Origin of the sequence: Streptomyces sp. NPDC101194 (assembly GCF_044767885.1) — a bacterium.
GTDB lineage: Bacteria > Actinomycetota > Actinomycetes > Streptomycetales > Streptomycetaceae > Streptomyces.
This window is the reverse complement of record NZ_JBIWOS010000003.1, coordinates 298,838-312,544: the sequence shown is the minus strand read 5'-3', so window position 1 is coordinate 312,544 and position 13,707 is coordinate 298,838. Positions and strand designations below refer to the sequence as shown.

Genomic DNA, 13,707 nt, shown 5'->3' with positions numbered 1-13,707 from the left:
CCGCCGTGTCCCGGAACCGCGGGACCGGCCCGGAGATCCGTGCCTGCGGCGTCCGTGCCCGTCGCCTCCGCCGCGGGCGTCGCGAGGCCCGTCGGCAAGGGCCGCGATGCCCGCTCTGACGAGTGCCGAGGCGCGGGAGAGGTTCGCCGCCGCGCGCGTCGCCCATCTGGCGACGGTCGACACCGCGGCCCGCCCGCACCTGGTGCCGGTGGTGTTCGCGGTGGACGGCGACACCGTGGTGCTGGCCGTGGACCACAAACCGAAGCGGACGACACGGCTGAAACGCCTGGCCAACATGGCTGCCAACCCCTCGGTCTGCCTGCTCGCCGACCACTACGAGGAGGACTGGGGCCGCCTGTGGTGGGTCCGGGTCGACGGCTGGGCCCGCGTGCTTCCGCCACCGGACCGGTCCCCGCAGGCAGTTAGCCGCATCGGCCTGCTCACGGCGAAGTACCACCAGTACGTCGACCGGCCACCCGGCGGCCCGGTGGTCGAGGTCTCGGCCCTGCGCTGGAGCGGCTGGCGTGCGTCGTGACGCCGGACGGGGCCGGGACGGCTCGGACGGCCTGTGTGCGGAAGCGGCGACGGCAGGCCGCCGGGGTGGTGGCGAGCTGCCTCCTGAACGCCCGGTGCAGGGTCTCCACCGAGCCGAGCCCGGCAGCTGCCGCGACCTGGTCGAGCGGTCGGTCGGTGGTCTCCAGCAGGCGCCGGGCCACTTCGATGCGGGCCGCTTCGACGCAGGCGCCGGGACCGGTACCGGTCTCCTGTTTGAAGACCCGGGCGAAGTGCCGTTCGCTGAGGCACATCAACACACACCGAGGCGACCCTGCGCGCGTGCGGGGCGGTCTCCATCACCCACGCGACGACATCGCCGTCCATCCGGGCGACGGGGCCGTCGTCGGTCATGTCGACCGCGCCCGGGACCAGCAGGGTGTCCACCTGCCCGCCCGTCCGCCCCCGGTCCCACCGGTGAGGAACACCGAAGGCCGAGCGGCCCGGACGTCGGGCGCTCGGTCCACGTGGGGCCGATCACGGGTGTCCTTCGCGATGCCCGACCGTGCGGTGTTCGTCTGAACGTCGCCCAAGTGTCGCTCATCATCCGTAAGTTGCCGCGCGTGGGCAGCGGCGACGGATGGGGTGAGGGCGGTTGGACGGCTCGGACGCGGGTGTGGGAGCGGGGGCCGTGGTTGCGCGCGGGGTGGGGAAGCGGTTCGGGGGGACGGCCGCTCTGGAGCGGGTCGATCTGACCGTCCGGGCCGGCGAGGTCCACGGGCTGCTCGGGCCGAACGGGGCCGGGAAGACGACGTTTCTCCGGATGGTGCTCGGGCTCGTGCGGCCCGACGAGGGTGAACTCGGGGTGCTGGGGCGCGAGGTGCGGCGGGCCGGGCGCGGGGGTGTCGAAGGGCTGGCCGGGTTCGTCGAGAGTCCGCGGTTCTATCCGTATCTGTCCGCCGAGCGGAACCTGACGCTGCTGGCCGCCTACGACGGCATCGGGGCCGATGAGGGCGCGGTGGACGAGGCGTTGGAGCGTGTCGACCTGGGTGGTGCGGCACGGCGGAAGGTCGGTGGATTCTCGTTCGGGATGCGGCAGCGGCTCGGGATCGCGGCCGCGTTGTTGCGTCGGCCCCGGCTCCTGGTGCTCGACGAACCCGCCAACGGGCTGGACCCCGCCGGGGTGCGCGACATGCGGGTCCTGGTGCGGGAACTCGGCCGAGGCGGCCTCACCGTGCTGCTGAGCAGCCACAACATGGCCGAGGTCGAGCAACTCTGCGACACCGTCACGATCATGAACCGTGGACGGATCGTGTACGCCGGGGGACTCGACGAACTCCGCGACCGTGCCCCGGACCCCGCGCACCGGCTGCTGACCGGCGACGACCGGGCGGCCGTGAAGGCCGCGGCGGACGTGGATGGACTTTCGGTCGAGGACGAGGGGGCTGCCGGGCTCGCCGTGCGGGCGCGGCGCGACGCGCTCGACCGGTTCGTGCTGGAACTGGGGCTCGCCGGCATCCCCGTACGGGAACTGCGGCTGGAGACCACCTCCTTGGAACAGCAGTTCCTCCGCCTGACCGAGGAGGCCTCGGACCGATGAGCGATGTGACATATGACAGCCGGGCCGGGGCGACCGGCGCCGCGCCGTCCGCAGCCCGTTCGAGGGGCGGAGCCCGTACCGTCTACCTCTGGGAGCTGGAGAAGCTCACCGCGCAGTGGCGGATCAGAGCGGTGCTCGTGCTCTGCCTGGTCGGACCGTTCCTCTTCGCGCTGGGGCTCAGGGCCCAGGACACCCTGCCGTCGGACACGCTGTTCGGGCGGTGGGCGCACGACTCGGGGTTCGCGGTACCGCTCGTCGTCCTCGGGTTCGCCGGGCAGTGGGCGTTGCCGCTGCTGGTCTGCCTGGTGGCCGGCGACATCTTCTCGTCCGAGGACCACCACGGCACCTGGAAGACCATCCTCACCCGCTCCCGTACGCGCGGGCAGGTCTTCGCCGGGAAGGCCCTCGCGGCGATCACCTACTCGGCCGTGGTCGTGCTGTTGCTGGGCGCCGGAAGCCTGGCCGCCGGAGTGCTGGTCATCGGTCACCAACCGCTCGTCGGGCTGTCCGGGCAGGAGATCGGGGCGGGCCGGGCGGCCGGGATCGTCGTGGAGAGCTGGCTGTACATGCTGTTGCCGTGCCTCGCCTTCACCGCACTCGGTGTGTTCTTCTCATTGGCCACCCGGCACAGCGCGGCCGGTATCGGCGCACCCGCCGTGCTCGGGCTGCTGTTGCAGCTGGCATCGCTGGTGGACGGGCTCGGGCCGGTCCGGCGCCTCCTGCCGACGACCGCGTTCGACGCCTGGCACGGGCTCACCACCGCCCCGGCCTTCCACCGGCCCCTGGTGACCGGGGCGTACGTCGGCGCCGGCTGGGCCGTCGTCCTCCTGGCGGCCGGTCATCTCCTGATGCAGCGACGCGACTTCACGAAGGGATGAACGCCATGATGCGACGGATCGCCCTCACCGCCGGAGCCGTGGCCGCGGCGATCGCGGCGGTCGGCGGATGCGCCGGAACGGACGTCACCGAACGGCGCCTCGAAAGCGCGGTCGGGCCGGAGTTCAGCAATCTGTACCTGCTCCAGCAGCGCGCCCGGTACGGCAACGACCGGGCCGAGCGCCCCGACCGCTGGGCGGACTGCAAGCGCGGCACGAAGTCCTCGCCGGACCGGGGCGCCGCCGACGACTGGACCTGTGTGGTGCGGTGGCCGTCCCCCGGCGGGGTCACCCGGCCGCTGACGTACGAGGTGCATGTGCTGCCCACCGGATGTTTCACCGCGCAGGGGCCCGCAACCCAGGTGGGACAGCAGCTGATGAAGGACATCGACGGGGTGAGCCGCACCAATCCGCTCTATGAGTTCGACGGTTGCTTCGACGTCTCGTAGCGGACAATTGCCTGCCGGTCATGGGGTGTTGGGGGCACACTGTTTGCCGAGTGGACGCCGCGGCGACACATGGACACGGCACGTACCGTTCACGGCCGGATCCTAGCGTCGCTGTGGCATCCGATCCGGGTGCCGCGGTTCTCGACAGGAGACAGGATGCTCGGCAAACCCTTCAGGAGAATGAGCGGTACGGCGATCACGGCCGTCGCTCTCGTGGCCGCGCTCGGCACCACGGCAGCCGCCACCGCCATCGGTGTCAACGGCGGACTCGGCGGCTTCGGCGACAGCAAGGTCGACGGGACGACGACCGCCCGCGGCATACTGCTGCCCGACAACCAGCGCGTCGCCCCGCTCGGCACCCGCCACCTGGTGAACGACGCGCGGATGCTGTCCAGCACGCTCAGCCCCGACGGACGCACCCTCGCCGCCCTCACCTATCTGCACGGCACCGGCTATCTGACCCTCATGGACGTCACCACCGGCGCTGTCCTCCAGCGCGTCGGCACCGGGGCGGGCGGAGACAAGAAGATCGGCGACGGCAAGGCCGGCACCGATGGACCGCTCTACTCGTCCGACGGCAAGACCCTCTGGTTCCCGCAGTCCCACACCCTGCTGCGGTTCACCGTCAACGGCGACGGCACCGTCGTTCCCGCGCCCGCGGCCTCGATCACCCTCAAGGGCCCGCACGGCGACGCCCTGCCCGGTGGCATGGCCCTGTCCGACGACGGCACGAAGCTCTACGTCGCACTCAACGGCAGCAACACCCTCGGCGTCATCGACACCGCGACGAACACCCTGGTCAAGGAGATCCCGGTCGGCAACGCGCCCCGCCAGGTGGTCCTGACCGGCGGCGAGGCCTACGTGTCCGACGAGGGCGGACGTCCGGCGGAGGACGGCGACCACACCAACCTCTCCAACGGCACCGCGGTGGTCGCCGACACCACGAACGGCGCCGTCACCAACGGCACCGTCTCGGTCGTCGACCTGGCCGCGGAGAAGGAGACGAAGACCGTACGCGTCGGCCTGGAGCCCAGTGCCCTGCTGCTCCACGGGCGTTCACTGCTCGTCGCCAACTCCAACGACGACAGCGTCTCCGTCGTCGACGTGACGTCGAAGAAGGTCACCCAGACCTTCAACGTCAACCCGCTGCCCGGCTCCTCGGTCGGCAGCGCTCCCAACGCCTTCGCCTTCACCGACGACCACACCCTGCTCGTCAGTCTCGGCCGGGACAACGCCCTGGCCCAGTACCGCTGGAACGGCGGCATCGCCCCCGTCCGCTACGAAGGGCTGATCCCCACCGACTGGTACCCGAGCGGTGTCGGGGTGAGCCGGGCCACCGGCGACGTGGTCGTCACCAACGCCAAGGGCATCGGTACCCGCGGCACCCCCAGCCAGAACAGCCAGGGCCCGAGCGCCGGACCCAACAACGGTGGCACGGCGACCGGTCACAACACGTACAACGACACCGCCTCCGTCACCACGTTCCCGATGCCGTCCAAGCGGCAGCTCGGAGCGCTCACCCACCGGGTCTTCGTCAACAACGACTGGGCGAAGCTGCTGAAGCAGAAGCAGACCTACGGCTCCGCGCGCGACCGCGAGCAGGTGGTCCCGGCGAAGCTCGGCAGTCCCTCCAAGATCAAGCACATCTTCCTGATCATCAAGGAGAACCGCACCTACGACCAGGTGCTCGGCGACATCGGCAAGGGCGACAGCGATCCTTCCCTGGCCCAGTTCGGCCGGACCGTCACCCCCAACCAGCACGCGCTGGCCGACGAGTTCGGCGTCAACGACAACTTCTACGACGTCGGTACGCTCTCCGCCGACGGACACAACTGGCTGACCCAGGCCGACAACAACGACTACATCGAGCACGAATTCGGTACCTGGTACCGCAGTTACCCCTCGCTCGGCAACGACGCCCTCGCCTACCAGCGCAGCGGATTCCTCTGGAACACTGTGGAACGTGCCGGCAAGACCGTCGACAACTTCAGCGAGTACGCGGGCAACATCGCCCTCCCGGCGACCGGCGCGCCGACCTGGTCGCAGTGGTACCACGACTCCCAGGTGCTGGAGGGCAGGGCGACCGGGGAACTCAACACCCCCATCGGGGCGTACCCGTCGACCTCCGACGTCCCCTCCGTCAACAGGATCAATCACCCGGAGTACCCGACCTTCGACACCGACATCCCCGACCAGTACCGGGTCGACATCTGGCAGCGGTACTTCAAGGACTACGAGAAGAAGGGCAAGCTGCCGAACTTCACCATGATGGCGCTGCCGCAGGACCACACCAACGGCACCAGCGGCATCGACCCGTACCCGACCGCCATGGTCGCCGACAACGACCTCGCCGTCGGCAGGGTCGTCGACACGATCTCGCACAGCAAGTTCTGGAAGGACACGGCGATCTTCGTCGTCCAGGACGACTCGCAGGCCGGTGTCGACCACGTCGACGGACACCGCGCGCCGCTCTGGGTGATCAGCCCCTACGCCAGGCGCGGGGCGGTCACCTCCACGTACTACACCCAGATCAACGTGGTGAAGACCATCGAACAGATGCTCGGCGCCCAGCCGATGAACCAGATCGACCGGGCCGCCGAGCCCATGCGCGACCTGTTCACCGAGAAGCCCGACTTCACCCCGTACGACAGCCTGCCCAACCGGATCCCGCTGGACTACGGCCTCAAGAAGCCCGCCTCGGCGGCTGCCGCGAAGGCGGCGGACAGCGGTGCGCAGCGCCCGCAGGTGCCCGCACATCTGCGGCAGGTCGCCGCGCGGTGGGAGACCTGGAGCGCGATCCAGGCGAGGAGCACGGGGGGTTCCCACCCCGTCGAGGACCAGGTGAATCCGGCGCAGCTGAACCGGATCACCTGGTACGCCTCCACCGGATGGGCCAAGCCGTACCCGGGCGACGACCGCGTCCTGGCGCCCGATGAGGTGCCGGGCCGCGACAACCCGCCGCAGGAGCTCGGCGACTGATCACGAGGAGCTGTGAGGGCCGCCCGCCCGTTCCGGGCGGCCGGTCCTCGCGGCCCTGCCGCGGGGAGGAACTCGTACGGAGGAACCCGTACGGAGGAACCGGGCATGAAGCACAGCTGCGGGCGCGCTTAAGAAAACCTCGATGGACCTGTGGCGCGAGGTGCGGCAGATTTCTCGGTGACGGCAGAGGATGGTGCGCGGCAGCCGATCGACGCGCGCTGCCATGCCGTCCCTCTCATTCCTCCCCGGGCCGCAGGCTTCCCCAAGGCTGCCCCCGGCCCGGGGTACACCACGCCGTACAGCGCAGGGAGCCGCAGCCGTGAAGGCACTCGTGAAGCAGAAGGCCGAGCCGGGACTCTGGCTGATGGACGTGCCCGAGCCGGAGATCGGCCCCTCGGACGTACTGATCAAGGTGCTCCGCACCGGCATCTGCGGCACCGATCTGCACATCCGGAACTACGACGGCTGGGCCCAGCAGGCGGTACGCACCCCGCTCGTCCTCGGGCACGAGTTCGTCGGCGAGGTCGCGGAGATCGGCGCGGACGTCGTCGACATCAACGTCGGCGACCTGGTCAGCGGCGAGGGGCACCTGGTCTGCGGGAAGTGCCGCAACTGCCTGGCCGGACGCCGTCACCTGTGCCGTTCCACGCTCGGGCTCGGCGTCGGCCGGGACGGGGCGTTCGCCGAGTACGTGGCCCTGCCCGCGTCCAACGTCTGGGTGCACCGGGTCCCCGTCGACCTCGACGTCGCCGCGATCTTCGACCCGTTCGGCAACGCCGTGCACACCGCGCTGTCGTTCCCGCTGGTCGGCGAGGACGTACTGATCACCGGCGCCGGACCGATCGGCATCATGGCCGCCGCCGTCGCCCGGCACGCAGGCGCCCGCAACGTCGTCATCACCGACGTCAGCGAGGCCCGGCTGGAACTGGCCCGGAAGGTCGGCGTCAGCCTCGCTCTCAACGTCAGCGAGGAGACCATCTACGACGGGCAGAAGCGCCTCGGACTGCGCGAGGGCTTCGACATCGGCCTGGAGATGTCCGGGCGGCCCGAGGCGATGCGCCACATGATCGAGAACATGACGCACGGCGGCCGGATCGCCATGCTCGGGCTCCCGTCCGAGGAGTTCCCCGTCGACTGGTCCCGCATCGTCACCTCGATGATCACCATCAAGGGCATCTACGGACGCGAGATGTACGAGACCTGGTACGCCATGTCGGTACTGCTGGAGGGCGGCCTCGACCTCGCCCCCGTGATCACCGGCCGGTACGGCTACCGCGACTTCGAAGCGGCCTTCGACGACGCGGCGAGCGGCCGCGGCGGCAAGGTCATCCTCGACTGGACCGCCTGACCCGACGCCTCCGTAGACGACGCCACCGTAGACAGCTGGGAGACACCCCTCATGTTCGACTCCGTACGCGACGACATGCGCACCACCCTCGACGAGATCCAGGCCGCCGGACTCCACAAGCCCGAGCGTGTAATCGGCACCCCGCAGTCCGCGAGCGTCGCCGTCACCGCGGGCGGCCGTCCCGGTGAGGTGCTCAACTTCTGCGCCAACAACTACCTGGGCCTCGCCGACCACCCCGAGGTGATCTCCGCCGCCCACGAGGCCCTGGACCGCTGGGGCTACGGCATGGCCTCGGTCCGCTTCATCTGCGGTACCCAGGAGGTCCACAAGGAGCTGGAGCAGCGGCTCTCCACGTTCCTCGGCCAGGAGGACACGATCCTCTACTCCTCCTGCTTCGACGCCAACGGCGGTGTCTTCGAGACCGTCCTCGGCCCCGAGGACGCGGTCATCTCCGACGCCCTCAACCACGCCTCCATCATCGACGGCATCCGGCTCTCCAAGGCCAAGCGCTTCCGCTACGCCAACCGGGACATGGCCGACCTGGAGACGCAGCTCAAGGAGGCGTCGGGGGCCCGGCGCCGGCTCGTCGTCACCGACGGCGTCTTCTCCATGGACGGCTACGTCGCCCCGCTGCGCGAGATCTGCGACCTGGCCGAGCGCTACGACGCCATGGTCATGGTCGACGACTCGCACGCCGTCGGCTTCGTCGGCCCCGGCGGGCGCGGAACGCCCGAGCTGCACGACGTGATGGACCGCGTCGACATCATCACCGGCACCCTCGGCAAGGCGCTCGGCGGTGCGTCCGGCGGGTACGTGGCGGCACGCGCCGAGATCGTCGCGCTGCTGCGCCAGCGCTCCCGTCCGTACCTCTTCTCCAACTCGCTCGCCCCGGTCATCGCGGCGGCCTCGCTCAAGGTCCTCGACCTGCTGGAGGCCGCGGGCGACCTGCGCGAGCAGCTCAATGCCAACACCGCGCTCTTCCGCACCCGGATGACCGAGGAAGGCTTCGACATCCTGCCCGGCGACCACGCCATCGCCCCCGTCATGATCGGGGACGCGGCGAAGGCAGGCCGGATGGCGGAGCTGCTCCTGGAGCGCGGTGTGTACGTGATCGGGTTCTCGTACCCGGTGGTTCCGCAGGGCGCGGCCCGGATCCGCGTCCAGCTCTCCGCCGCGCACTCCACGGCGGATGTGAACCGGGCCGTGGACGCGTTCGTCGACGCGCGCGCCGCACTGGGGGAGTAGCGGCATCGCGGGCGGGGCGCCCCACGGAGCCCCGCCCGCTCTCTCGTCCTCGGTCCTCCTCCTCGGTCCTTGTCCCTGCCCGGGAGGGTCTTTGTACGGGAGCCTCGGGCCGAGCGGCCGGGTCTCGTGCGTGACCTGGGACAATGGGGCACATGATCGATGCACGACGGCTGCGCATTCTCCGTGCGGTGGCTGACCACCGCACGGTGACCGCCGCAGCCGCCGCGCTGTATCTCACCCCCTCCGCCGTCTCCCAGCAGCTCGCCGCGCTGGAGCAGGAGACCGGGCACCGACTGGTCGAACGCAACGCGCGCGGCGCCCGGCTCACCCCCGCCGGGGAGATCCTGCTGACCCACACCAACGCGGTCCTCGCCCAGCTGGAACGGGCCGAGGCGGAGCTCGCCGCGTACGACGCGGGGGATGCCGGAACGGTCACGGTCGCCGCGTTCGCCACCGGCATCGGGCTGGTACTCGCCCCGGCGATCGCCGAACTGACGCTCACCGCGCCCGGTATCCGGGTCCGCGTCCAGGACGCCGAGGGCGATGCGAGTGTGCCGATGGTGCTGGACCGGCAGGTCGATGTCGCGGTCGCCGTCGAGTACCGGGGTGCGCCGGGCGAGGACGACCGGCGGCTGACCCGGGTGCCGTTGTACTCGGAGCCGTTCGACGCGGTGCTGCCGGTGGGGCACCGGCTGGCGGATCGGGAGCAGGTGGCGATCGCCGACCTGGAGAAGGACCCGTGGATCGGCCCGTATCCCGGCAATCCGTGCCATGACGTGGTGGTCCTGTCCTGCGAGTTCGCCGGGTTCCAGCCGAGACTGGAGCACTCCTCGGACGACTTCCGCGCGGTCGTCGCGCTGGCCGGGGCGGGTGCCGGGGTGGCGCTGGTGCCGCGGTCGGCGTTGCAGGGGATGGAGCTGACGGGGGTGGTGGTGCGCCCCGTGGAGGGCAGCGCCCCCACCCGTCGGGTCTTCGCCGCGGTGCGGCACGGGGCCGAGGGCCATCCGCTGATCGCACCGGTGCTGGCCGCGTTGGCCGCGGCCGCGGTTCGGGAGGGCGCCCTGCTCCTGCCGGTTTCGACGTGACGGGCGCCGGATTCCTGCCGTGATGCGGGGTGATTCGCGAGGGATCCCGGCAGGCCGGTGACGGGCGGCGCGTCCGCTCCGCGGCACACCGGCCTTCTCGCCCACGGGGCCCGGTCCCGAACGCGAACCGTTCGGGACCGGGCCCCGCCCGTGTCCGGCGACGTGGCACGTGCTCAGGCCTTGCGCCTGAAGACGAACCGGCCGCCGGACGAGCCCGGCCACATCGTCCCCGCACCCGCCGCCAGCGTCACGGCCAGCACCAGTGCCCCGTAACGCTCCGGCGGCAGATACGGCGTCGTACCGGCCGTCGACACCGCGAACGCCACCAGAGGGATCGCCGCCACCAGCGTGCCGATCACCAGGCCCGTCACCGCCACCAGTCCCGTCTCCAGGACCAGCATCCGCCTCACCTGGCGGCGGCCCGCGCCGACCATCCGCAGCAGATGGAACTCGGGGCGGCGGCCCACCGTGATCAGGGACAGCGTGCTGATCACCGCGAGCAGCGCGAAGCCGCCGATCACCCCCACACCGATGACGATCATGGCGTTGTCGGCGTCGGACGTCTGCGGGGCGATCCGTACGTCGTCGGCCGTGGCGGGGCGGACCCTCACACCCGTGTACGGGGCGAGTGCGTGCCGTACCGCCGAGGCCGACGCGGCCCCGCCCTTCGCCGAGCGGATCAGGATCCGCTGGTCGTTCGGCGCCGCGACATGCCCGGCCAGGACCTGGCGCGGCAGCATGAACTCACCCAGTCCCAGGGCTCGTTCGTAGAGCGCCACCACGCGGAGCCGTACCTCCGTACCGTCGCCGAGACGGAGCTTCACCGTGTCGCCGGTGCCGAGGCCGAGGTCGGCGGCCCGGTCCTCACCGACCGCGACCGTGCCCCGGCCGGTGAGGCGGGTCAGATCACCGGCGGTGACGTGCGGATCGAGCGTGCCGGACAACTGGTCCGCCGTCACCCCCAGCACCGGGATCCGGTCGAGCTTCGGATCACCCAGCTCGCGATGCGCGAGGACGACGCCGGAGCGCAGCACACCGGTCGCCGCCGCCACCCCGGGGGCCTCGCGCACCGCCTGTGCGGCGCCGGCCGGCAGCCCGGCGGCCGGTCCCGTCACCACCAGGTCCGCCCGGAGCGCGGCGGCGGCCTGCCGGTCGGCGGCCCGCTCCAGCGTCGAGCCCGCCGCCAGCTGCACGCAGACGAACGCCACGACCAGCACGATGGGGGTGATCGCCGCGCCGAGCCGCCGATGGTGCGCGGCGGCGGACCTGGCGGCGAGGAACCCGGAGACCCGGCCCCCACGCCGGATCGGTGCACCGAGCACCCGCAGGGCGATCCGGGCGATCCACGGACCGAGCAGCGCCACCGCGATGATCAGCGAGGTCGCCGCACCCGAGGCGGCCACCGCGGCGGCCTGCCCGCCCTGCGCCGTTGCCGCACCCGCCGAACCGACGCCCGCGAGGGCCAGCACCGCACCGCAGAGCGTACGCAGCCGGCCCGGTTCGCCCGGCTCGGGCGCGCCGGCCGCTCCCAGCGCCGCGGCGGGCCGCAGCCGGGTGATCGACCGGGCCGCGAGCATCGACACCGGACGGGCCGCCGACGCGACGAGCAGCGCGCCCGTGGCACCCGCGGCGAACGGCAGCCACACCGGTACGGGCAGCGGCAGCGGGTCCGTGGTCAGCAGGGACCGCATCAGCAGCCCCAGCGGTACGGCCGCGATTCCGCCCAGCACTGCGGCGGCGCCGGCCACCCGGCTCACCTCGCGGCCGACGGCCGACCGGAGCTGCCGGGGGGTCGCGCCGACCGCGCGCAGCAGGGCCAGTTCGCCGGAGCGCTGGTGGACCGCCTGGGAGAGGGTGGTGGCGATCACGAGGAGCGCGACCATGAGGACCGTTCCCGCGACGGAGGCGAGCAGCGGCAGGAGATCGCCCCGGGTGCCGAGCGCGTCGATGTACTCGGCCTGCCCGCGTTCCGCACCGGTGAGGACCAGGACCTCGCGGTCGCCGCGCACATGGTCGGGCAGCGCGGCCTCCAGTGATGCCCGCAGCGCGTCGGCCGGAACGCCCTCCTCGGCGACGATGCCGATGGCGTCGACCGTTCCCGGGTGCCCGGCCAGGGCGGTCAGCCGCCGCTCCGTGAAGAAGACAGCCGGGGCCGCGTCCCGACGACCGGTGTCCGCGACACCGCTGACGGTGTACCGGCGGGGTGTCCCGTCGGCCTGCAATGTCACATGGCTGCCGGGGGCGCCCCCGACGGCGGCCGCCAGCGCGCGGTCGACGACCACCTCGGTGGACGTGCGCGGCGCGTGTCCGGCCGTCAGCCGGTACGGGGTGAGCACGGCGGAATCCCAGGACCGGCCGACGGCCGAAGTCGTACCGCCCCCGGGCTTCCCGCCGGTCCCGCCACTTACAGCCACCGGGACCGAATCGTCCGCGACGGCCTTCGCGACCCCGTCGGCGGCAGCCGCCTTCGCCACCACGGAGCGGTCGAGACGGACCCGCTCCGGCAGATACGTCCTCGCGGTCTGCGGCTCGCTGCCCCACGGCTTCGCCGTGTACGTCACCTCCTGGTCGGCCGCCACGACCGCGTCGGCTCCTGCATGGCGCTCCACCGGCGGCCGGGCCAGCAGCAGCGAACCGACGACGAGGGCGAACGCGCCGATCAGCGCGGCCGCGGCCGTCGTCGCCGCGAACACCGCGGCCCAGGCCCGGCGATGGGCCTTCAGCGAACGCCGGGCGAGGAACGCCGACGCCCGCCGCACCCCGGACCGCACATCCGTCCGGGACCTCCGCGTGTGTGTGCCCGTGTCCGGTGCCGTGCTCGTGTCCGTGCTCATCGCAGCCGACCGCCGTCCATCGTCAGCACGGTGTCCGCCCAGCTCGCCGCGACCGGATCATGGGTGACCATGACGACCGTGCGGCCGTCGATCCGTACGGCGTCCCGCAACAGACCGAGCACCAGCGACGCCGACTCCGGGTCCAGGGACGCCGTCGGCTCGTCCGCGAAGATCACATCGGGTTCGGTCACCAGGGCCCGTGCCACCGCGACCCGCTGCTGCTGGCCGCCCGAGAGCGTCGCGGGGCCCTGGCTCCCGCGACCCGCCAGTCCGACCCGGGCCAGCAGGTCCCGGCCGCGGGTCAGTACCCGCTCGTCCGCCGGGTCGGCGCCCGCCAGCACCAGCGGGAGCACGACGTTCTCCTCGATGTTCAGCGAAGGCACCAGGTTCAGGGCGTGCGACTGGAAGACGAAACCGATCCGGTCCCGGCGCAGCCGGGTCAGCGCGGCCTCGGACAGCGAGCCGAGATCGGTGCCGCCGACCCGTACGGTCCCCTCGGTCGGACGGTCCAGGCCCGCCGCGCACTGCAGGAAGGTGCTCTTCCCTGATCCCGAGGGGCCCACCACCGCGGTGAAGCTCCCGGCCGGGACCGTGCAGCTCACCGCGTCGAGCGCGACCGCCTCCCGACCGCCACCGCGCCGCCCGTAGCGTCGGCTCACCGACTCCAGAGTCAGCGCGGTCGCCCGCACCCCCGTGATCGTCTCCACCGTCGAACCCACCGTTCCTTCTTCGTCCTATGCCTTCTGACCTGCGTAAACAATAAGAGCGCGACAGGTTCGGGACGAGGGTGAGGGCTCCCG

Annotated in this window: 11 protein-coding genes; 8 read left to right on the top strand and 3 right to left on the bottom strand. The window is 71.9% G+C overall.

Annotated elements, in window-relative coordinates; all coding sequences use genetic code 11:
- Positions 1–106: 106 nt before the first annotated feature.
- Positions 107–535: a TIGR03668 family PPOX class F420-dependent oxidoreductase gene (locus ACIRP2_RS14515; protein WP_404250025.1), complete on the top strand. Its 429-nt coding sequence runs from the start codon at positions 107–109 to the stop codon at positions 533–535.
- Here ACIRP2_RS14515 and ACIRP2_RS14510 read toward each other — a convergent pair.
- On the bottom strand, positions 441–806 hold the full coding sequence (locus tag ACIRP2_RS14510; RefSeq protein ID WP_404250835.1) for a helix-turn-helix domain-containing protein: 366 nt from the start codon (positions 804–806) through the stop codon (positions 441–443). The two genes, ACIRP2_RS14515 and ACIRP2_RS14510, sit on opposite strands and share 95 nt — an antisense overlap.
- Positions 807–1,183: 377 nt before the next feature.
- On the opposite strand from ACIRP2_RS14510, the gene ACIRP2_RS14505 reads away from it, so the two are divergent.
- The 7 genes from ACIRP2_RS14505 to ACIRP2_RS14475 all read left to right on the top strand — a co-directional run bounded on the left by ACIRP2_RS14505 (position 1,184) and on the right by ACIRP2_RS14475 (position 10,073).
- Positions 1,184–2,092, top strand: a complete 909-nt coding sequence (locus ACIRP2_RS14505; protein ID WP_404250023.1) for an ABC transporter ATP-binding protein — start codon at positions 1,184–1,186, stop codon at positions 2,090–2,092.
- Positions 2,089–2,970 (top strand): ABC transporter permease, encoded by an 882-nt coding sequence (locus tag ACIRP2_RS14500; protein WP_404250021.1) that lies wholly within the window; start codon positions 2,089–2,091, stop codon positions 2,968–2,970. The genes ACIRP2_RS14505 and ACIRP2_RS14500 overlap by 4 nt, the downstream gene beginning before the upstream one ends.
- A gap of 5 nt (positions 2,971–2,975) precedes the next feature.
- Positions 2,976–3,416 (top strand): hypothetical protein, encoded by a 441-nt coding sequence (locus ACIRP2_RS14495; protein ID WP_404250019.1) that lies wholly within the window; start codon positions 2,976–2,978, stop codon positions 3,414–3,416.
- Positions 3,417–3,596: 180 nt separating this feature from the next.
- Positions 3,597–6,395, top strand: coding sequence for a bifunctional YncE family protein/alkaline phosphatase family protein (locus ACIRP2_RS14490; protein ID WP_404250017.1), 2,799 nt, complete (start codon positions 3,597–3,599; stop codon positions 6,393–6,395).
- Positions 6,396–6,714: 319 nt separating this feature from the next.
- On the top strand, positions 6,715–7,743 hold the full coding sequence (gene tdh / locus ACIRP2_RS14485) for an L-threonine 3-dehydrogenase (protein ID WP_404250015.1): 1,029 nt from the start codon (positions 6,715–6,717) through the stop codon (positions 7,741–7,743).
- Positions 7,744–7,794: 51 nt separating this feature from the next.
- Entirely contained in the window at positions 7,795–8,988 is a 1,194-nt protein-coding gene (locus ACIRP2_RS14480) for a glycine C-acetyltransferase (protein WP_404250013.1), read from the top strand.
- 152 nt (positions 8,989–9,140) lie between these two features.
- Positions 9,141–10,073: a LysR family transcriptional regulator gene (locus ACIRP2_RS14475; protein WP_404250011.1), complete on the top strand. Its 933-nt coding sequence runs from the start codon at positions 9,141–9,143 to the stop codon at positions 10,071–10,073.
- 173 nt (positions 10,074–10,246) lie between these two features.
- Here ACIRP2_RS14475 and ACIRP2_RS14470 read toward each other — a convergent pair whose 3' ends face one another.
- Positions 10,247–12,907 (bottom strand): FtsX-like permease family protein, encoded by a 2,661-nt coding sequence (locus tag ACIRP2_RS14470; RefSeq protein ID WP_404250009.1) that lies wholly within the window; start codon positions 12,905–12,907, stop codon positions 10,247–10,249.
- The gene (locus ACIRP2_RS14465) at positions 12,904–13,626 is read right to left on the bottom strand and encodes an ABC transporter ATP-binding protein (RefSeq protein ID WP_404250007.1); all 723 of its coding nucleotides are present in this window, start codon (positions 13,624–13,626) and stop codon (positions 12,904–12,906) included. The genes ACIRP2_RS14470 and ACIRP2_RS14465 overlap by 4 nt, the downstream gene beginning before the upstream one ends.
- Positions 13,627–13,707: the final 81 nt, after the last annotated feature.

Coding starts and splice junctions, on each gene's coding strand:
- ACIRP2_RS14515 (WP_404250025.1), top strand. CDS start 107: ATGCCCGCTCTGACGAGTGCCGAGGCGCGGGAGAGGTTCGCCGCCGCG.
- ACIRP2_RS14510 (WP_404250835.1), bottom strand. CDS start 806: ATGTGCCTCAGCGAACGGCACTTCGCCCGGGTCTTCAAACAGGAGACC.
- ACIRP2_RS14500 (WP_404250021.1), top strand. CDS start 2,089: ATGAGCGATGTGACATATGACAGCCGGGCCGGGGCGACCGGCGCCGCG.
- ACIRP2_RS14495 (WP_404250019.1), top strand. CDS start 2,976: ATGATGCGACGGATCGCCCTCACCGCCGGAGCCGTGGCCGCGGCGATC.
- ACIRP2_RS14490 (WP_404250017.1), top strand. CDS start 3,597: ATGAGCGGTACGGCGATCACGGCCGTCGCTCTCGTGGCCGCGCTCGGC.
- ACIRP2_RS14480 (WP_404250013.1), top strand. CDS start 7,795: ATGTTCGACTCCGTACGCGACGACATGCGCACCACCCTCGACGAGATC.
- ACIRP2_RS14475 (WP_404250011.1), top strand. CDS start 9,141: ATGATCGATGCACGACGGCTGCGCATTCTCCGTGCGGTGGCTGACCAC.
- ACIRP2_RS14470 (WP_404250009.1), bottom strand. CDS start 12,907: ATGAGCACGGACACGAGCACGGCACCGGACACGGGCACACACACGCGG.